Here is a 20967-nt window from a genome sequence, read left to right as displayed (position 1 = left end):
ATTGGTTGATTAATAATGGAATTTTCATTAATTGGTTATATATATAGCGATCACAGATAGTTTTTATCTTTACGAATGTAATTGATTGTAAGTGGTTTATTTTATAGTTCAGTATTTAGTTTATAAAGTTGTTATGCAATAGGTCTGTTCTTTACGATTATAAAACAATAAGGTATTACTTACGTCAACAAAGCGTCAATAAATTGTCAGTATAAGGATAAAAAAAAGGACGCTATTTATAACGTCCTTTATTATTAATTCAATTTGTACTGATGATAATTTATAGCTTATCTGTCAGTTTAATTGCATCACCAATGTAGTTAGCAGGTGTTAACAGTTTAAGACGTGCTTTTTCATGTTCAGGCAGTTCTAAGCCATCAATGAATGTGCGCATACCTTCGCCATCAACACGCTTACCACGAGTAAGTTCTTTCAACTTCTCGTAAGGTTTTTCAATGCCGTAACGACGCATTACTGTTTGTACTGGCTCTGCAAGTACTTCCCAGTTGCGATCTAGTTCAGCTTCTAGCGCAGCTTGGTTTATTTCAAGTTTGCTGATGCCTTTGATGGTTGATGTATAAGCAATAATTGCATAACCACAACCAACACCTAAGTTACGTAAAACTGTTGAGTCTGTTAGATCACGCTGCCAGCGAGAAACGGGTAGCTTTTGTGCTAAATGACCAAAGATCGCATTTGCTAGGCCAAGGTTACCTTCTGAGTTTTCAAAATCGATTGGGTTAACTTTGTGTGGCATGGTAGAAGAACCAATTTCACCCGCAATGGTTTTTTGCTTAAAGTGACCTAAAGCAACATAACCCCAAATATCACGATCGAAATCAAGCAAAATAGTATTGAAGCGAGCAAACGCATCAAATAATTCTGCAATGTAATCATGTGGTTCAATTTGTGTAGTGTAAGGATTAAATGTGATCCCTAGCGCTGTCACAAATTCTTCACTGTATTGGTGCCAATCGATATCAGGGTAAGCGGATAGGTGAGCGTTGTAGTTACCAACAGCGCCATTGATTTTACCAAGAATATCAACGTTTTCTATTTGCTTATATTGACGTTCCATGCGGTACGCCACGTTTGCCATTTCTTTACCCATCGTTGATGGAGAAGCGGGTTGGCCGTGAGTACGAGTAAGCATTGGAATGTCACGGAATTGATGCGCAAGATCTTTAATCGCATTAATAACGTTACGTACTTCAGGAAGCATTACTTTTTCACGTGCTTCAGTCAGCATAAGCGCGTGAGAAAGGTTGTTAATATCTTCTGATGTACAAGCAAAGTGAATAAATTCATTTACGGCATGAAGTTCAGGTAATTCAGCTACTTTTTCTTTTAAAAAGTACTCAACTGCTTTTACATCGTGGTTAGTTGTACGTTCAATTGTTTTAATTCGTAGCGCATCTTGTTCACTAAACTCAGCGGCAATACGATCTAAGAATGCATTTGCTTCAGCGCTAAATACAGGAACTTCTACGATAGCGTCAGTAGCGGCTAATTTTTGTAACCAACGGATCTCAACGATAGTACGGTATTTTAGTAAACCGAACTCACTAAAAATGCTGCGTAATACGCTTGTTTTGCTTCCGTAGCGGCCGTCTACTGGGGAAACAGCTGTCAGTGCTGACAGTTCCATGTTGATCTCTCCTGGTTTCTGAGGGTTAAAACAAAATTAATATTCAGCCTGATTTTTCAGGCTGAATTGATGTTAGCAAGGCATTAACTTAGTTTCGAGCAAGTAGAATTTTAGCTTGCTCTAGCATTTGCTTACGACCAAATAATAAATGACGGCGTTTACCACCGACTTGGCTCCAAAGAACAGCACTACGAACTGCCGCAAGTAACAATGCACGAACACGGTGTTGAACATGAGGTAATTGTAATTGCGCTGGCGTACCCGAAACTTGAATACGAGGCCCTAACGGACTAATAATATCCAGATAGATACTGGCAATATTACTCAGCATTTGTTCATCAAGTAGTTCAAAATGAACCGTTTGACGTTTTAGTGTGCTCACACGATCACTCAATTGTGCCATGCTGTCGCGACGCGCTGATAATTTACGCTCCAGTGCCATAACACCAACAAGATAACGTGTTATTTCACTGCCAGAGGATGAACCATCAATATCGCGAACCATCGATTCTAGACCGATACGCAAATCAGCTTCGCTGCCGTAAACGCCGATGGTGTTAGCTGGATCCGTTGCCATAATACTGTTGAGCATTGTGGTTAATGCTGCTGAATCACAATTGCCATTTCGAGCAACGTCTTGAACTAATTTGACTGCTTGGCACATACCTGCAAACGCAATCGTTCGATCATAAATAGAGTAAGCCACGCGCAAAAACTCCTTTAAATTCGCTCTTCAATAATGCCGCCACCAAGGCAGAGTTCACCGTTATAGAACACGGCTGATTGTCCTGGTGTTACTGCAATTTGAGGCTCATCAAAAATTACTTTAATAGTTTCATCATCGATTGGGATGATAGTACAAGCAAGATCTTGCTGGCGGTAACGTGTTTTTACCGTACATGCCATTGTCTCTCGAATAGGTTGACGATCAACCCAATGTAACTGAGAGGCAATCAAACCGTTTGATTTTAAACGAGGATGATCTTTACCTTGACCAACAATAAGTACATTACGTTTTAGATCTTTATCAACAACATACCATGCGTCTTCAAGACCATTGCCGCCTTTTTGACCACCGATATGTAAGCCTTTACGTTGACCTAAAGTGTGGTACATCAAGCCTTGGTGTTCACCGATGACGCTACCATCATCAGCAACTTCAATTTTACCTGGCTGAGCGGGTAAGTATTTACCTAAAAATTCGGTAAATTTACGTTCGCCGATAAAACAAATACCTGTTGAGTCTTTTTTCTTCGCAGTAATTAGACCTTGCTCTTCAGCAATACGACGTACTTCCGGTTTTTCAAGCTCACCTACAGGGAATAAACTACGTGCAATTTGCTCGTGACCTAAGGTGTACAAGAAATAGCTTTGGTCTTTGTTGTTATCAATACCGCGCAACATTTGAGGCTTTTCACCTTCAGTTGTTGGAAAACTACGACGGGTGTAGTGACCCATTGCAATATAGTCGGCTGCTAGCACTTCGTCAGCAAATTCGAGGAAGGCTTTAAATTTGATTTCTTTGTTGCACAGAATATCTGGGTTTGGTGTACGACCTGCTTTATATTCAGCAAGGAAGTATTCAAACACGTTATCCCAGTATTCAGCTGCAAAATTAATGGTATGCAGCGTAATACCAAGTTTGTCACATACCGCTTGTGCATCAGCGAGATCTTCAGCAGCAGAGCAATATTCGTCGTTATCGTCTTCTTCCCAGTTTTTCATAAACAAGCCTTCAACTTGATAACCTTGTTGAAGGAGCAGGTAAGCGGATACCGATGAATCTACGCCGCCGGACATGCCGACAATGACTTTCTTTTGGCTGTTATCAGACATATTTCTCTACTGTCGCTAATTTAGTGTTAAGGGCGTAATTCTAACAGAAACCCTGCGTCTGAAACAGATCGAGAGCAGAATCACACTTCAATAAATTGTTATTAATAATAACGACAGTGTAAACAAGAATAAAAACAATAAAAAAAGTATTTAAAAACTGATAGATAGATAAAAAAGGTAATGTTTTTTATTCGCAGCTACTATTATCAAGCCAAATAGCAAACGTTTGCTATTTGGCTTGATAATAGAGGATGTCATTAAAAATGTGTAGTTTTTTGTTGAGGAATATCGTTTTACATCGTTGATGGGAATAATGCGCTCCGATGTTAAACATAGAGCGCTAATCATATGAGAGCGAAGTTAAGCTTGGTTTGGACTTGGAAGGGTAATTTCTTTCCATTCGCCAGGCGCAAGATCGGCAACCGTCCATTGTGCCATTTGATAACGAATTAAACGCAATGTTGGAAAACCAATATGGGCCGTCATACGACGTACTTGACGATTGCGACCTTCACGTAAGGTAATTGCGATCCACGTTGTTGGAATATTTTTACGTTCACGAATTGGTGGCGTACGATCCCAGATTTGTGGTGATTCAATAACTTCAATTCCAGCTGGTAATGTTGGACCATCTTTTAAGGTCACCCCATCACGTAATTGCTGTAAATCGTCTGCTGTTGGTGTTCCTTCAACTTGCACCCAATAAACTTTTGCTTGTTTTGACTGTGGTTGTGTCAATCGCGCTTGCAAAATACCGTCATTGGTTAGTACTAATAACCCTTCACTGTCTTTATCCAATCGACCTGCTGGGTAAACATCTTTTACTGGAATGAAATCCGCTAAAGTGCTGTCACCGGGTTCACCTGAGAACTGGGTCAAAGTGTTATAAGGTTTGTTAAATAAAATGACTTTTTGAGGGCCGCGAGGACGCTTGGGTTTATTTATTTTTCTTGACGCTCGACGCTCATTATTGGCACGAAGAGGTTGACGATTTGTGGTGTTTGGCTTCATAAATACGCGTTGTTGTAAGAGTTGATGAGTTAGACCACCCTATTATACGTGAAAAATTACACAATTGACGTATTGATAAAATTTAAAGTATGATTTGCTCGCTTCTTACAAAATGATAACAAATGGACGATAGGAGATTTAAAATGGATAGTAAAGTAATTGTACCAACAGCAGGTCAGAAAATAACAGTAGATGCTGAAGGTAAATTGATTGTTCCTAATACCCCGATTATTCCGTACATCGAAGGTGACGGTATCGGGATCGATGTAAGTCCAGCAATGATTAAAGTTGTGGATGCTGCGGTTAAAAAAGCGTACGCCGGTGATCGCAAGATTGAGTGGATGGAAATCTACACGGGTGAGAAATCAACCCAAGTTTATGGTGATGACGCATGGCTTCCACAAGAAACGCTTGATTTTATTCGTGAATATAAAGTTGCCATTAAAGGTCCACTAACAACCCCTGTTGGTGGTGGTATTCGCTCTCTTAACGTGGCATTGCGTCAAGAGCTTGATCTTTATATTTGTGTTCGCCCTGTTCGTTATTTTGATGGTGTGCCAAGCCCAGTTAAACGCCCTGAGTTAACGGATATGGTTATTTACCGTGAAAATTCAGAAGATATTTATGCGGGTGTTGAATATCAAGCGGGTACACCTGAAGCTGATAAAGTGATTCAGTTTTTACAGCAAGAAATGGGTGCCACTAAGATTCGTTTTCCACAACAATGTGGTATCGGCATTAAACCTGTATCAGAAGCGGGTACTAAACGTTTAATGCGTGCTGCGATTCAATATACCATTGATAATGATCGTGATTCGTTAACTTTAGTGCATAAAGGTAACATCATGAAGTTTACCGAAGGTGCGTTTAAAGATTGGGGTTACGATGTTGCGCTAACCGAATTCGGTGCTGAATTATTGGATGGCGGTCCTTGGATGACGTTGAAGAATCCAAAGACGGGCAAAGAGATCGTCATTAAAGATTGCATTGCAGATGCTTTCTTACAGCAGATTTTACTGCGCCCAGAAGAATATGATGTTATTGCCACTATGAATCTTAATGGTGATTACATTTCCGATGCTTTAGCAGCACAAGTTGGTGGTATTGGTATTGCACCGGGTGCAAATATTGGCGATGGCGTGGCATTGTTTGAAGCCACTCATGGCACAGCACCTAAGTATGCAGGCCAAGATAAAGTTAACCCAGGTTCATTAATTCTTTCTGCTGAAATGATGTTACGTCACATGGGCTGGACAGAAGCGGCTGATTTGATTATTAGTTCAATGGAAGCGGCGATCAGTAATAAGACGGTCACCTATGATTTTGAGCGCTTAATGGAAGGTGCTAATTTACGTAAGTGTTCACAATTTGCTGATGATATGATTGAACAGATGTAATCTGTAATATAAAACAAACACCTTAAAGCTCAGCGTTTGCTGGGCTTTTTTATAACGGTAATTTTATGTAGAAAATGAGAGAGTGTTGCGTGTTATGTATATAGGCTGTTGGCAACGTAATTAAATATATCATACTCTCGTGCGCTAACTCTCAAACAGAGAAAAAGAGAACTTTGCGAGTATAGGCAGTTAACGGGAATTGGCATAGGATAGAAATAACACCGTATTAATGTGTGTTTTTTGTTGCGTGGTTTGATGTTTTTTCGTTGTTTGTAGCGCAAGTGTTAATTGCTTATCTTTATGCGTTTATTATTCAATGACCAAGATAAATAATAAGCCTTGATTTTAGGCTTGCGTTGGATTTTTCAGTATAAAAAAAGACACAGAGTATTAATAACAACAGATCACTGTCGAAGTCGATGTGTAATTAGTATATTGTACTAGTTACTAGAAAGTGGGTTTCGAGTTAACAAATAAAAGGTGAGCTAACTCACCCCTTAGTGTGCAATTAATACTGAATCCGCTTAGTTAACTTCATCGCCTTGTGCGGGAGTTATAGCGCTTGCATGGTAACCTTTAGGGCCAGTTTGAACGTCGTAGTTCACTTGCTGACCAGCTTTAAGTGTTCGATAGCCATCCATCTGAATTGTTGAATAGTGAGCGAAAATATCGTCTTCACCTTCTTCGGGGCAGATGAAGCCAAATCCTTTGGCGTTATTGAACCATTTCACTGTACCTGTTGCCATGCTTTACATCCTTTTTGCATTCAAGTTCCATTTGACATTAGTTGCTCATAGAGTAAATTTTGATTGCATACTAATGCGATTTTGATGCAGATTATATCTACTATGATTTACAATGTAGTAAAATAAACTAGTCAGTCAAGTATTGTTTGTAACATTTTGATAAAATCTTTATTAACTTGGCTATAGCCAGCTCACGAATTAATGAACTAAGATAAAACTATGAGTAAGTTATACGAATGGATGAATCCTGAATCTGATGTATTAGACAAAGAAGACGTCCAAGTTAAGCCGCCATCGATGTATAAAGTAGTGTTAAATAATGATGACTATACACCGATGGATTTTGTGATTGATGTGTTACAAACATTTTTTTCCATGGATCTGGAGAAAGCTTCTCAGTTGATGCTTGCAGTGCATTACGAAGGTAAAGCCATTTGTGGCACTTTCACCGCCGAAGTAGCAGAGACGAAAGTTGCGCAAGTAATGATGTACGCACGGGAAAATGAACACCCGTTGTTGTGTACGATGGAAAAAGCATAATCTTTTTCCGGCACGCCATATTGAGTGGTTTTTAGGGGAGGTGCCTTATGCTAAATAAAGAACTTGAAGCAAGCCTGAATGGTGCATTTGCACGAGCAAGGGAAAAGCGTCATGAGTTTATGACGGTAGAACATTTATTGATGGCACTGTTAGATAACGTAGCCACACAAGAAGCATTATTAGCGTGTCGCGCTGATCTTGAGCTGCTGCGTAAAGAGCTAGATTCTTTTATTGAACAAACAACACCCTTAATTCCAGTGGATGACGAGAGCCGAGAGACCCAGCCTACATTGAGTTTTCAGCGGGTGTTACAACGTGCAGTATTTCATGTCCAGTCTTCTGGGCGCAACGAAGTGACTGGCGCAAATGTATTGGTTGCGATTTTTAGTGAGCAAGAGTCACATGCGGCATACTTACTAAAGAAAAGTGATATTAGTCGTCTTGATGTGGTGAATTTTATTTCTCATGGCACTGTTAAAGGCAGTGATAATGATGACGTAAATCCATCAGAGATTGGTAATAACGAAGAACAACGCACTGAGCAAGGCAGTTCTGAAGATAAACTTGAGAATTTTGCTACCAATCTTAATCAATTAGCGAAAGCGGGTGGTATTGATCCTCTTATTGGTCGAGATAAAGAGCTTGAGCGTACTGTACAAGTGCTTTGCCGTCGTCGTAAAAATAATCCGCTATTAGTGGGTGAAGCGGGCGTCGGTAAAACGGCTATTGCTGAAGGCCTTGCATGGCGAATTGTTGAAGGGCAAGTGCCTGAGATTATTCAAGACTGTGTAATTTATTCGCTTGATATTGGTTCATTATTAGCGGGTACTAAGTACCGTGGTGATTTTGAGAAGCGTTTTAAAGGTATTTTAAAGCAGCTTGAAAAAGAAGAACATGCGATTTTATTTATTGATGAAATCCATACCATTATTGGCGCGGGTGCAGCATCTGGTGGTCAAGTGGATGCGGCTAATTTACTCAAGCCATTATTAAGTAGTGGTAAGCTTCGTTGCATGGGCTCAACAACCTATCAAGAATACAGCAATATTTTTGAGAAAGAGCGTGCATTGTCGCGTCGTTTCCAAAAAATTGATGTGGTTGAACCATCACTGGATGATACCACTAAAATTTTGATGGGCTTGAAATCAAAATATGAAGCTCACCATGAAGTTCGTTTTACCAATAAAGCGATTCGTGCTGCGGTTGAGTTATCTGCAAAATACATTAATGAACGTCATTTACCCGATAAGGCGATTGATGTTATTGATGAAGCGGGTGCACGTTGTCGTTTAGCACCTGCCAGTCGTCGTAAAAAAACGGTCAATGTTGCTGATATTGAAGCCATGATCGCTAGAATGGCGCGTATTCCTGAGAAATCAATTTCAAGCAGTGATCGTGATGTACTGCAAAGCCTTGATAAAAGATTGAAAATGTTAGTCTTTGGCCAAGATAGTGCGATTGATGTATTAACAGAAGCGATCAAGCTAAGTCGTGCTGGGTTAAGTGCTGATAATAAACCCGTTGGTTCATTCTTATTTGCTGGCCCAACAGGTGTTGGTAAAACAGAAGTAACGGTACAGTTAGCGCGTACGATGGGTATTGAGCTTTTACGTTTTGATATGTCTGAGTACATGGAACGTCATACAGTGAGTCGTTTAATCGGTGCACCTCCTGGTTATGTGGGTTATGACCAAGGTGGTTTATTAACGGATGCCGTGATTAAAAACCCTCATTCTGTGGTTCTGCTTGATGAAATTGAAAAAGCACATCCTGATGTATTTAATTTATTATTACAAATAATGGATAACGGTACGCTGACGGATAATAATGGTCGTAAGGCTGATTTCCGTAATGTTATTTTTGTGATGACAACCAATGCGGGTGTGACTGAAACAGTACGTAAATCGATTGGTCTGATTCAACAAGATCATAGTCATGATGCAATGGCGGAAATTAAACGCGTATTTACACCAGAATTCCGTAACCGTCTTGATAATATTATTTGGTTCAACCATCTAGAAAAAGACATTATTGGCCAAGTGGTTGATAAGTTCATTGTCGAACTACAAGCACAGTTAGATGCGCGTGGTGTATCAATGGAAGTCTCTGAGCGTGCACGTGAGTGGATGTCAGATAAAGGCTATGATAAGGCGATGGGTGCTCGTCCAATGGCACGAGTGATTCAAGAGAAGCTTAAAAAGCCACTTGCCAATGAATTGCTATTTGGTTCATTAGTTAATGGTGGTTCGGTTCGCGTTGATTACATCAATGGTGAACTAGATTTCCAATTCAGTAGTGAAATGGAAGCCGCACATTAAAGTGTTGTTTTAACTTTATTGCGATAAACAAAAACGCCGTAGATAGTATCCACTATCTGCGGCGTTTTTATGTTATGACAACCTGTTATCATTATCCGTTAAAATAAAACCCAGCAAATAGGCTGGGTTTTATTTGCAGCACTAATCTTTTAGAGAAAGATTAACGTGCACGGAAGACGATGCGGCCTTTAGTTAGGTCGTAAGGCGTCAGTTCCACTGTTACTTTGTCACCAGTAAGGATACGGATGTAGTTTTTACGCATCTTACCAGAGATGTGAGCAGTAACAACGTGACCGTTTTCCAGCTCAACACGGAACATAGTATTTGGTAGTGTATCTTGTACAGTACCAGCCATTTCAATTACGTCTTCTTTTGCCATTGAATCCTCTTAGGCTACCAGCCATTCATCTTGATCGGGCTGGATAATGCCTTGAAACTGTTTGAGTGTAAAGTTTAGGACGTAATTTTACCCTTGCTAGCTGTTTTTGTCAGCTTTTGTTCGCGATTAATCCATTTTTTCTCAGCTAATTAACAAAAGGTGATGTAAATAAGTCGTTATTGCGGCTATTTTGACCGCTTTGTTTTTTTTCTAATAATTAACCGATCCATTCGCCATTGATTAATTTTTCATGGGGCATGAAGCGAATTTTGTAGTTCATCTCACGACATTGGTCTATTTGGTAACCAGGATATAGCCATTGACGCTGTGTTTGGTGGCAAACTTCAATTTGCAGTAGAACACATAATGTGCCTAATGATAATTTATGATCGGGTTCAAAAAAACTATATACCGCACTGAGTGAATCAGGGAATACATCAGTAACAGCAATCGCAATTAATTGATTATCTTGATAAAGATGTAAAAATGCAATATTCATCCACGGTGCTGTAACAAAATCAAAAAACTGTTTTTTATTGGCGGGAAACATTGAACCGTTAGTATGACGCGTATTAATGTAACGCTCATAAAGCTCAAACCAATTAGGATCTAATTCTTCTTTAAATTCCCATTGTAGTTTTTTAAGTTGGTTTTGTTGCCGTTTCTGGCTTTTTGATGGTGTAAATTCAGTGCAGTTAATTCGTAATGGCGTACAAGCATTACAGTTTTTACACATTGGCTTATAAATAACACTGCCACTACGACGGTAACCTGAACTAATTAATAGATCATAGCCATTTGGATTTAGCCATGGTTGATCCATTACAATACCAAGTTGGTCACGTTGTTGTGGCAAGTAATTACAGTCACTTTCAGGTGTTAGACCTAGTTGTAAGGATAATTCTTTCATCATTAATTCGTTTATAACACTAAAGTTTGAGGGTGATAACAGGCAGTAGGTAATGCACTATCTCGTTGTTGATGCAATTGCGTTAGAAAAGCAGAACGGTTTAATTCACGCGCACCTAAAGAGGCTAGATGGGGATTCATCATTTGGCAATCAATGAGAGTGCCCCCGTGGCTTGAAAAATGATGACAAAAATACCATAACGCAATTTTTGAGGCGTTATCCGCAAGGGAGAACATTGACTCGCCACAAAAAACACGCCCCACAGCAATCCCGTAAAAGCCACCCACTAACTGTTGATCTTGCCATACTTCTACTGAGTGACACTCACCAATATCATGTAATTTTTGATAAGCATTAATCATCTCTTCTGTGATCCAAGTATGTTCAGGGCCACGAGACTCAGCACATTGACGGATCACTGCATGACAGGCATGGTTGATAGTGACGGTATAAGATACTTTTCGCATAAATTTGCGTAAGCTTTTACTGGGTGTAAATTGCTGTGGAATAAAGATCCCACGCGGGGTTGGGCTCCACCATAAAATGGGTTCGCCTTGTGAGTACCATGGAAAAATGCCGTGACGATAAGCTTGGTGTAGACGTTGTGGGCTAAGATCTCCACCAAAAGCCAGTAGTCCATTAGGATCGGCAAGGGCGGTACTTGGATCGGGGAATTGTAATGATGAAGGATCAATTTCGGGTATATAAATCGTCATTTATTATCAACAATATGCAAGTCAAAGGCTACTAATAGCAATATAACATTTAACGATGAATAAAAAAAACGCCAATAATCACAACGGATTATTGACGTTAGCTTTGTCTTAGGCGGTGAATGCTAGATTAAATACGGTGACATAATTCAGCATAGCGACCATTTTGTGCCAATAATTGTTGATGCTGACCACGCTCAATGATCTCACCTTCATCCATCAAACAAATTTGATCCATGCTATCAAGTCCGACTAAACGGTGCGTAATAAACAACACGGTTTTGTTTTTGGCAAACTCAAGTAATAAGGTCAATATTTGCTGTTCAGTACGGCGATCAAGCCCTTCAGTTGGTTCATCTAACAATAAGATAGGTGCATCATGAAGTAGGGCGCGTGCAATGCCAATACGACGACGTTCACCCCCTGAAATATGGCGTCCGCCATCACCAAGCCAAGTATCTAAACCATTGTCATCAAGCAAACTACTTAAACCGACTTTATCTAGCACCTCGACAAATTGCTGATCACTCGCGTTAGGCTTTGCTAATACTAAGTTTTCACGCAATGAGCCATTAAAAATATCGACTCGCTGGCTAACAACCGTGATTGCGTTACGTAATGCTGGTTCGCTCCATGTTGGCAGTGGTACACCATCAATGGAAATTGATCCTTGTTGCGGATCCCAGCTACGGGTTAGCAATTGTAATAAGGTTGATTTACCACAACCCGTACGGCCAAGTAAGGCTAGTTTTTCACCTTGCTTAATATCCAGTGATAAGTGCTTAACAACGGGTTTATCACTGCCATAATAGGTGTAGCTGATGTCATTAAAACAAATATCACCATGGGCTACTGCGTTATAACCTTGAGGATCAAACACCGTGTCTGGGGTTGCTTCAATAATCTCATTAAGGCGTTTAGCTGATGCTAATGTTTGGCCTAAATACTGGAACGCACCCGCGACTGGCATCATCATTTCAAAACTTGCCATGGTAGTAAAAGCCACCATTGCGACAAAAGGATCCGGTGCATGACCTGCAATACCGTTGGCTGCAATCCACAGGATGACGACCAATGTCCAGCCCGTTGCCGCCATTAATAGACCGTTAGCAATACCCGTTAACCCTGCCATTTTCCGCTGAGCATCAAGCAATTTATCTTGCTCTGCTTCTGCTTGTTGACGGTAACGTTCTTCTGCATTAAACAGCAATAATTCAGCGTGACCTTGAATCCAATCTAATAATGTAATGCGATAGTTTGCTTTAGCGTGAGTTAATGTTTCACCATTGCGCTTACCTAAACGGTAAAAAACAATCGGTAAAATAATCATTAATGCCAATAAGATGCCACCAAGGGTAAAACCAATGGTGGGATCAAACCAAGCCAAAAAGCCAGTCACAATAACAATGCCTAACACACCGATAATCAGTGGGCTAACTAAACGCAGATAGACGTGATCCATCGCATCAACATCAGCCACTAAGCGATTGAGTAAGTCGGCATCACGTAAATTAGCATGACGACCGGGGATCAGTGGTGTCAGTTTACGGAAAAAGAATAACCGTAAATCAGCCAATAATTTAAAGGTCGCATTATGGCTTACAACGCGTTCCCCCCAACGTCCCGCTGTACGCGCCATAGAAAAACCACGCACGCCAGCACCGGGTACCATGTAATTAAAGGTTTGGCTACCAATCAGTGTTAAGCCTGCTACCGCAGAGGCGGCAATAAACCAACCAGATAGCGTTAATAGACTAATTGCAGATAGTAATGTTAATAAGCCTAAAATCATGCCTAAGGTTAAACCAAACCAGTGTTTACGGTAGAGTTTAAGGTAAGGGATTAAATCACGCATCGAGATCCCTCTTATCAGTAGATGTGAGCATGTCAGCGAATAAACCTTGATGACGAATAGCATCAAAGGCACCGTTTTGAACTAATTTACCGTTATCCATAACCAGAATACGGTCCATAGCATGAAGTTGATCTAAGCGGTGACTCACCATTAATGTAGTACGATTGGTGACGGCTAACGCTAAACTTTCTAATACTAAGCGTTCACTGTTAGCATCAAGACTTGCAGTGGGTTCATCAAGTAACCAGAATGCGCCGTTTTGTAGCATTGCACGAGCAACGGCAATACGTTGTGCTTGGCCGACCGATAAACCACCCGAACGATCACCTACATGGTGTTCATAGCCTTTTTCAAGACGTTGGATAAATTCATCAGCGTAGGCTTGGCGAGTGACTTGTTCGATGTCGTTATTCGTAGCACTTGGATTACCGAGCGTAATATTATCGCGCACCGTACCATGAACTAATAATGGATTTTGACCGACCCAACTGATCGCTTGACGCCATTGATCATGTTTAAGTTCGTTCAGTTCAACATCGTTTATTTTGATACTGCCACGATAAGGTAAAAAGCCGAGTAGGGCATTGAGTAAACTGGTTTTACCCGCGCCGCTTGGACCAATTAACGCCACATGTTCATTGGTATTAATGGTAAAACTCAGTGGGCCTGCCAGTATTTTACCTTCAGGGCTTAGTACTTCGAGATCGGTCACTGTTATATGAATCGCATCAGGGGTGGGTAATGGTGTGTCACCGTTACTCATTTCATCTGCTTCAATATTTAAAAATTCAACAATCGATTCAGCTGCGCCGATGGCTTGCGCTTTAGCATGGTAGAAAGTACCAAGATCACGCAGTGGTTGATAAAACTCAGGTGCGAGCACTAATACAAATAAACCTGTAAATAGTGAAAGAGGTACACCATAGTTACCAAAGTTCAGTTCGCCGATGAAAGCAAAACCAAAATAGACTGCAACAATGGCAACAGAAATTGCCGAGAAGAATTCTAATACTGCTGACGATAAAAAGGCTAATCGCAGCACTTCCATGGTGCGTTTACGTAATACATGTGAAGCCGCATCTAGATTTTCAGCTTCAGCATCAACGCGATTAAATAATCGTAGGGTTGATAAACCTTGTAAACGGTCATAGAAGTGACCAGATAAACGTTGTAACGCTTTAAAGTTACGACGGTTAGCATCTGCTGCACCTAACCCGACTAATGCCATAAAAAATGGGACTAACGGTGCAGTAATAAGGAAGATTAAGCCTGCTGCCCAGTTAAGTGGGAATACCACCACTAAAATAACCACCGGAATTAATACCGCCAGTGACATTTGTGGTAAGTAGCGCGCAAAGAAATCTTGCATTTCTTCAACTTGCTCAAGCACTAAACTTGCCCATACGCCAGCTGGTTTACCCTTGATATAAGCAGGACCTAGATTTTGTAAGCGGTTGAGAATTAATTGGCGAATGTGGAGTCGAATTTGTTCCCCGCAACGGTAACCACAAACTTCTCGTCCCCAGCTACATAATGCACGTAAACCAATGATAACAATAAGGCCAACAAACTGATTAACAAGCTGGTATTTATCCGTATGCTCCATAATCAGTTGATGCAGAATATTGGCTAATAAAGCCGCTTGCCCGATAAGCAATAATCCCGAAATAAACCCTAAGCCAATACTGAACATCATCCAATGTTTGGCGAGTTTACTTTGGGATTTTAACCATTTGGTCAAATCGCGTTGTAATTGTTTATCCATATAAATAAGGTTTCATTACAGTCTTTATGGTAAGTCGCTCTTACAGTAACATGCGTTGAGAGCAATGTTACTGTAAGGAAAAAAGCTGCTGTCTAAACAGTGGCTTGATGTTACTTATTTTGGTCTGCAAGTGCGTCTAAATAACGCTCTGCATCCAATGCGGCCATACAGCCAGTTCCCGCTGAGGTAATCGCTTGACGGTAACTATGATCCATTACATCGCCCGCCGCAAAAACACCTTCAACACTGGTTTGAGTGGCATTACCGTGAATACCTGATTGAACTTTAATATAGCCATTTTCCATATCAAGTTGACCATTGAAAATAGCAGTATTTGGCTGGTGGCCAATCGCAATAAATACCCCCATTACATCAAGTTCTTCTGTCGCACCTGATTGGGTGTCTTTAAGACGTAAACCTGTTACTCCCATGTCGTCACCTAAGACTTCATCAAGCGTGCGGTCTGTGTGCAAAATGATGTTGCCATTGGCGACTTTGTCCATCAGACGATTGATTAAGATTTTCTCAGAACGGAAGCTATCGCGACGGTGAACAAGGTGAACTTCTGCGGCAATGTTTGACAGATATAACGCTTCTTCAACAGCGGTGTTACCACCACCGATAACGGCAACTTTTTGATTACGGTAGAAGAAACCATCACAAGTTGCGCAAGCAGATACGCCACGACCTTTAAAGGCTTCTTCAGAGTCTAAACCAATGTATTTTGCAGACGCACCTGTTGAGATAATAAGCGCATCACAGGTATATTCACTGTTTTCGCCTTTTAATCGGAAAGGGCGTTGGCTGAAATCTGTTTCGCTAATAAAGTCAGTGATAATTTCAGTATCAAATTTCTCTGCATGGGCTTTCATGCGATCCATTAATGCAGGGCCCGTTAGCTCATCGGCATCACCCGGCCAGTTTTCGATTTCAGTGGTGGTAGTAAGTTGACCACCTTGCTGCATACCCGTGATCATTACTGGCGAGAGGTTAGCACGCGCCGCATAAACAGCTGCTGTATAGCCAGCAGGGCCAGAACCAAGGATGAGTAGTTCACAATGTTTTACGTTACTCATTTTTTCTCCAGGCTGAATAATATTATTATTATGGAAGACTGATTGTAGGTAAATTGCAGTCGTAAAGGAAGAGGATGTAAGACAATCAATGATTTGTTCACGTCATTGAATTCGGCAGACAAACGCTGAATACCGTTTCAATATCGACAAAAAATAGGTATCAAATTTTCCATAAAAATACCGTAAGAGTTGTTTTTTTTGAAGATCTAAATGTGAAAAGTCAGATCGTGTTTTTTTGATCTAGCACAAATTTTATTAAGAAAAACATCCAATAACCGTCATTTTAATTTTTAGGTCAATGATTGTATAACGATGACAGTAATAGCTAGAGAGACGCTAACAACACGTATTTGTTCTGTTATGTTAATGTATTTGTAGTGATGTGATTAATTTACTTTGATAATCCGTTTTGTTTTGGTACAACATAGTTAAATATTTGTTTTTGATGAACTGCTTTTAATAAAATCGTTGGATATTGTAAGGCTGGCTATAGGCCATAAGACATGAAATAAAATGTAGTTATTTTTAACTAAAGAGCATGATCGTCTGATATTTATCACTGATTGTTTGACTATTAGAGTATTTGATTCTAAAAATAGATAAGATGTAGTATATTTTTTTGCAAGGAAGTGAGAAGGTGGAATAAAAATGGTAGATACCAAAAAGAAACCATCCAAGGAATTGGATCGCATAGACCGTAACATTTTGAATGAACTTCAAAAAGATGGTCGAATTTCAAACGTCGAGCTTTCTAAGCGAGTTGGTTTATCACCGACGCCCTGTTTAGAGCGTGTGCGTCGATTAGAGCGTCAAGGCTATATCAGTGGTTATACTGCACTATTGAATCCACAGTTTCTTGATGCATCATTATTAGTGTTTGTTGAAATAACACTTAATCGTGGTGCGCCAGATGTTTTTGAGCAGTTTAATAAATCGGTACAAGAGCTAGAAGATATTCAAGAATGTCATTTAGTTTCTGGTGATTTTGACTATTTGTTGAAAACACGTGTATCAGATATGTCGGCTTACCGTAAATTGCTTGGTGAAACCTTGCTACGTCTTCCTGGTGTTAACGATACCCGCACTTATGTTGTTATGGAAGAAGTTAAGCAAAGCAATAACTTGGTTATTAAAACCCGATAAAAAATTGTGTTTACATCGAGCTAAGTTTGAAAAATAGACACCCTGAATGACGTGATTGTTATTCAGGGTGTCTTTGTTTATAGGTTATAAAAATAACAATTGATGATTAATCATCCAAATGGATCTACAAATTGACACAATGATGAATTTATTTGGTGACTGACCGTCTAAAATAGGTAACGACTAGCCATTTGAGATAATTAGCTTTTATTGCTGACTATTTAAAAATAATTTTATTTTAAAGGGCGACGAACACAGACAATGTGGTCTTTTAGTATAGAATGATGGCATTAAGACATTTACTTTATATTTGTGAGTTTGCCAACGACATTGCTTAATATTTGATGCAGCGTTGCTATATAGCAGCAAAATCTTCATTTTAGTCGTTGAAAATACCAGCATGTTGGCAAAACATTCGAATTTGATAGAAACACCGGAGTTATTCTTGAGGAAGTTTAAAGGTAAAAAACTGCCCAAAATGCGTTTATCGGGTGGGCAACGCATTATTGAAGGTTTTTTGATCATCAGTATTTTAGTCGCCATTTATATGATGGTCGCGCTAGTCACATTTAATCCGGCTGATCCATCTTGGTCGCAGACTGCTTGGGAAGGTGTTGTTCAGAATAAAGCAGGTTCGTTTGGTGCATTAGTTGCCGACACTCTGTTCTTTATTTTTGGATCGCTGGCTTACGTTATTCCTATTATTTTAGTGTCATTAGGATGGTTTGTTTTTCAGCGCCGAACCAAGATGTTGTCATTAGATTATATGGTTTATGGCACACGCTGGTTGGGATTGATTTTATTAATTTTAAGTAGTTGTGGTTTGGCTGATCTTAACTTTGATGATATTTGGTATTTCTCATCAGGCGGTGTGATTGGCGATGTTGTCGCTAATATTTCGTTGCCATTGTTAAATGTACTTGGTGCAACATTGCTCCTCATGTTTGCATGGGCAATTGGTTTTACCTTATTTACGGGTGTTTCGTGGACAACGATTGTTGATCAATTGGGCGAGAAAACGTTATCAGGGCTAACATGGATTCTAAACAAATTACGTTCAGATAAACATGAAATGATGCGTCCGTTTGCCACTGAGATTGTCGCTGAAGCTGATATGCCTTATGCCAAGCATCTACATGACGTTGTTAATGATGAACAAGATGATCCTTTGTTATCGTCTTATGCTCATTCATCTCACGAAGAAGCGTCTGATGTGCCGTCATTTGAGCGTAAAGTCCCTGTTTATAACGCAGCACATTCAACACCGATTATTCATTCAACAGCTGTTGCCGCTGATCCATTAATGGATACCGTTGCACATCAGGTTGAACCTCAAGGCTATGTTGCGCCAATAGAACAAGCCGCGCCATATGTTGAACCGCAGCCGTATGTTGCGCCAGTAGAACAAGCCGCGCCATATGTTGAACCGCAGCCGTATGTTGCGCCAGTAGAACAAGCTGCGCCATATGTTGAACCTCAACCGTATGTTGCGCCAGTAGAACAAGCCGCGCCATATGTTGAACCGCAGCCGTATGTTGCGCCAGTAGAACAAGCCGCGCCATATGTTGAACCTCAGCCGTATGTTGCGCCAGTAGAACAAGCTGCGCTATATGTTGAACCGCAGCCGTATGTTGCACCAGTAGAACAAGCCGCGCCATATGTTGAACCTCAACCGTATGTTGCGCCAGTAGAACAAGCTGCGCCATATGTTGAACCTGTAGAACATGCTGCACCTCTACAAGGTTTGTCGGTTTCTGCACTTGAGCGTGAGCTTGAAAAAGATGAAGATTTTACGGTTGCCGTTGATGAACAAACCCAGCATGTGATTAATGCCGTTGTTAGTGAGCAACCTGCGGTATCACAAGTTTATGCTGAACCGGTTGCTGCCTCTTTTGCGCCGACTGCAAATGTTGATACCTCAGAAGAGGGGTTAACAGATGAGGAAATCTTCTTAAAACGCATTCGTGATAAACAAAAAGAACAAGCGCATCTTGCAGGGTTAGATAATCCATTCTTAATGCAAAAAGAAGCAGATCTTCCAGTACCAACATCACCAATGCCAACATTAGAACTTTTACAGCCAGCACGTAAAACAGTTGAAAAAGCATCAGATGAAGAGTTGCAAGCTATCGCAACCTTGATTGAATCAAAACTTGCTGATTATAAAATTAAAGTACAAGTTAAAGGCATCTACCCAGGTCCTGTTATTACACGTTATGAACTTGATCTTGCGCCTGGCGTAAAAGTGAGTCGTATTTCAGGGCTATCAAAAGATTTAGCGCGTGCATTATCAACCACATCAGTACGTGTTGTTGAAGTGATTCCGGGTAAACCTTACATTGGTTTAGAGCTACCGAATAAAAGTCGTGAAACGGTTTATATGTCGGAAGTGATTGCCAGTGAGCAATTCCAAAATGTTGGTGGCGCATTACCTATCGTATTGGGTAACGATATTGCGGGTGAAGCCGTTGTTGCTGATTTAAGTAAGATGCCCCACTTATTGGTTGCAGGTACTACAGGTTCAGGTAAATCTGTCGGTGTAAACGTAATGATTTTGAGCTTACTTTACAAATGTACGCCGGAAGAATGTCGCTTTATTATGATTGACCCGAAAATGTTGGAATTATCGATTTATGAAGGTATTCCACATCTATTAACGGAAGTGGTTACGGACATGAAAGATGCCGGTAATGCCTTGCGTTGGTGTGTCGGTGAAATGGAACGCCGTTATAAAGTCTTAGCCGCTTGTGGTGTGCGTAGCCTTGCAGGTTATAACGCGAAACTAAAAGAAGCAGCAGAAGCGGGGCATCCGATCCACGATCCATTGTGGAAACCGGGTGACACCATGGACGAATACCCACCATTATTGGAAAGCATGCCAAGCATTGTGGTGATCGTCGATGAATTTGCTGATTTGATGATGGTTGTGGGTAAAAAAGTAGAAGAATTGATTGCGCGTCTTGCTCAAAAAGCACGTGCGGCCGGTATTCACTTAGTATTAGCGACCCAGCGTCCATCGGTTGATGTTATCACTGGTTTGATTAAAGCCAATATTCCAACACGAATGGCGTTTACGGTATCCACTAAAACAGACTCACGCACTATTCTTGATCAAGGTGGCGCAGAAACCTTATTAGGTATGGGTGATATGCTGTACTTACCGTCAGGTCAAAGTCATACCATTCGTGTTCATGGTGCATTTGCTTCAGATGACGATGTGCATAATGTGGTTAATGATTGGAAAGCGCGTAGTAGACCCCAATATATAGACAGTATTTTAAATTCAGATCAAGGTGCAGATAGTTTGCTACCGGGTGAAGCGCCATCAGGTGATGATGATTTAGATCAGCTCTTTGATGAAGTGGCTGCCTTTGTAGCAGAAACGCGTCGAGCGTCTATTTCAGGCGTACAACGTCGATTTAAGATTGGTTATAACCGTGCAGCACGTATTGTTGATCAATTACAAGCGCATGGTATTGTGAGTGCGCCGGGGCATAATGCTAACCGTGAAGTGTTAGCGCCGCCACCCGTACAGCATCACGATTAAGAAATAGCGATATAACGATATAACCACTCAGTTGCTGTAAGCACTAAAGTGTAAATAAAACCGCTGTGATAGTGATTGTCACA

General features: G+C 40.6%; 16 protein-coding genes. 5 read left to right on the top strand and 11 right to left on the bottom strand.

All coding sequences use genetic code 11. The annotated features are described in order from the left end of the window. Positions 1–280: 280 nt before the first annotated feature. From purB to C9J51_RS06530, 4 genes are all read right to left on the bottom strand, one after another. Complete coding sequence (gene purB / locus C9J51_RS06545; RefSeq protein WP_045035813.1) at positions 281–1648, bottom strand: adenylosuccinate lyase; 1368 nt, start codon at positions 1646–1648, stop codon at positions 281–283. Positions 1649–1736: 88 nt separating this feature from the next. After that, positions 1737–2354: a high frequency lysogenization protein HflD gene (gene hflD / locus C9J51_RS06540; RefSeq protein ID WP_045035814.1), complete on the bottom strand. Its 618-nt coding sequence runs from the start codon at positions 2352–2354 to the stop codon at positions 1737–1739. Positions 2355–2368: 14 nt separating this feature from the next. After that, positions 2369–3484, bottom strand: coding sequence for a tRNA 2-thiouridine(34) synthase MnmA (gene mnmA / locus C9J51_RS06535; RefSeq protein WP_045040326.1), 1116 nt, complete (start codon positions 3482–3484; stop codon positions 2369–2371). Between the two features lie 360 nt (positions 3485–3844). Beyond that, positions 3845–4495, bottom strand: coding sequence for a pseudouridine synthase (locus tag C9J51_RS06530; RefSeq protein ID WP_045040325.1), 651 nt, complete (start codon positions 4493–4495; stop codon positions 3845–3847). A gap of 143 nt (positions 4496–4638) precedes the next feature. Here C9J51_RS06530 and icd point away from each other — a divergent pair, with 143 nt between their 5' ends. After that, entirely contained in the window at positions 4639–5892 is a 1254-nt protein-coding gene (gene icd, locus C9J51_RS06525) for an NADP-dependent isocitrate dehydrogenase (protein ID WP_045040324.1), read from the top strand. Positions 5893–6416: 524 nt separating this feature from the next. Here the strand turns inward: icd and cspD are convergent. Beyond that, positions 6417–6638, bottom strand: a complete 222-nt coding sequence (gene cspD, locus C9J51_RS06520) for a cold shock domain-containing protein CspD (protein WP_045035818.1) — start codon at positions 6636–6638, stop codon at positions 6417–6419. Between the two features lie 219 nt (positions 6639–6857). Here cspD and clpS point away from each other — a divergent pair, with 219 nt between their 5' ends. Both clpS and clpA read left to right on the top strand, forming a co-directional pair. Then, positions 6858–7178, top strand: coding sequence for an ATP-dependent Clp protease adapter ClpS (gene clpS, locus C9J51_RS06515; protein ID WP_045035819.1), 321 nt, complete (start codon positions 6858–6860; stop codon positions 7176–7178). A gap of 47 nt (positions 7179–7225) precedes the next feature. Then, a complete protein-coding gene (gene clpA / locus C9J51_RS06510) occupies positions 7226–9496 on the top strand; it encodes an ATP-dependent Clp protease ATP-binding subunit ClpA (protein WP_045040323.1) in 2271 nt (756 codons plus the stop codon). 160 nt (positions 9497–9656) lie between these two features. On the opposite strand, the gene infA is transcribed toward clpA, so the two are convergent. The 6 genes from infA to trxB all read right to left on the bottom strand — a co-directional run bounded on the left by infA (position 9657) and on the right by trxB (position 16194). Next, positions 9657–9875 carry a translation initiation factor IF-1 gene (infA, locus tag C9J51_RS06505; protein WP_045035821.1) on the bottom strand — a complete coding sequence of 73 codons (219 nt, stop codon included), beginning with the start codon at positions 9873–9875 and terminating at the stop codon, positions 9657–9659. A gap of 217 nt (positions 9876–10092) precedes the next feature. Next, on the bottom strand, positions 10093–10785 hold the full coding sequence (locus tag C9J51_RS06500; protein WP_045040322.1) for an arginyltransferase: 693 nt from the start codon (positions 10783–10785) through the stop codon (positions 10093–10095). Between the two features lie 11 nt (positions 10786–10796). Beyond that, entirely contained in the window at positions 10797–11501 is a 705-nt protein-coding gene (aat, locus tag C9J51_RS06495) for a leucyl/phenylalanyl-tRNA--protein transferase (protein ID WP_045040321.1), read from the bottom strand. 127 nt (positions 11502–11628) lie between these two features. Then, the gene (gene cydC, locus C9J51_RS06490; protein ID WP_045035824.1) at positions 11629–13353 is read right to left on the bottom strand and encodes a heme ABC transporter ATP-binding protein/permease CydC; all 1725 of its coding nucleotides are present in this window, start codon (positions 13351–13353) and stop codon (positions 11629–11631) included. Continuing rightward, the gene (cydD, locus tag C9J51_RS06485) at positions 13346–15118 is read right to left on the bottom strand and encodes a heme ABC transporter permease/ATP-binding protein CydD (RefSeq protein WP_045040320.1); all 1773 of its coding nucleotides are present in this window, start codon (positions 15116–15118) and stop codon (positions 13346–13348) included. Before cydD ends, cydC begins: the two co-directional genes overlap by 8 nt. Before the next feature lie 110 nt (positions 15119–15228). After that, entirely contained in the window at positions 15229–16194 is a 966-nt protein-coding gene (gene trxB, locus C9J51_RS06480; protein ID WP_045035826.1) for a thioredoxin-disulfide reductase, read from the bottom strand. A gap of 648 nt (positions 16195–16842) precedes the next feature. Between trxB and lrp the strand changes: the two genes are divergently transcribed. Together lrp and C9J51_RS06470 are read left to right on the top strand one after the other, a co-directional pair. Then, positions 16843–17337, top strand: coding sequence for a leucine-responsive transcriptional regulator Lrp (gene lrp, locus C9J51_RS06475; RefSeq protein WP_005368765.1), 495 nt, complete (start codon positions 16843–16845; stop codon positions 17335–17337). Between the two features lie 478 nt (positions 17338–17815). Then, entirely contained in the window at positions 17816–20884 is a 3069-nt protein-coding gene (locus C9J51_RS06470; RefSeq protein WP_107274916.1) for a DNA translocase FtsK 4TM domain-containing protein, read from the top strand. Positions 20885–20967 lie beyond the last annotated feature (83 nt).

It is taken from the genome of Photobacterium iliopiscarium, from assembly GCF_003026395.1.
In the GTDB taxonomy this organism is placed as follows: Bacteria; Pseudomonadota; Gammaproteobacteria; order Enterobacterales; family Vibrionaceae; genus Photobacterium; species Photobacterium iliopiscarium.
The sequence above is the reverse complement of the archived record's forward strand: the minus strand, read 5'-3'. Positions and strand labels throughout refer to the sequence as shown.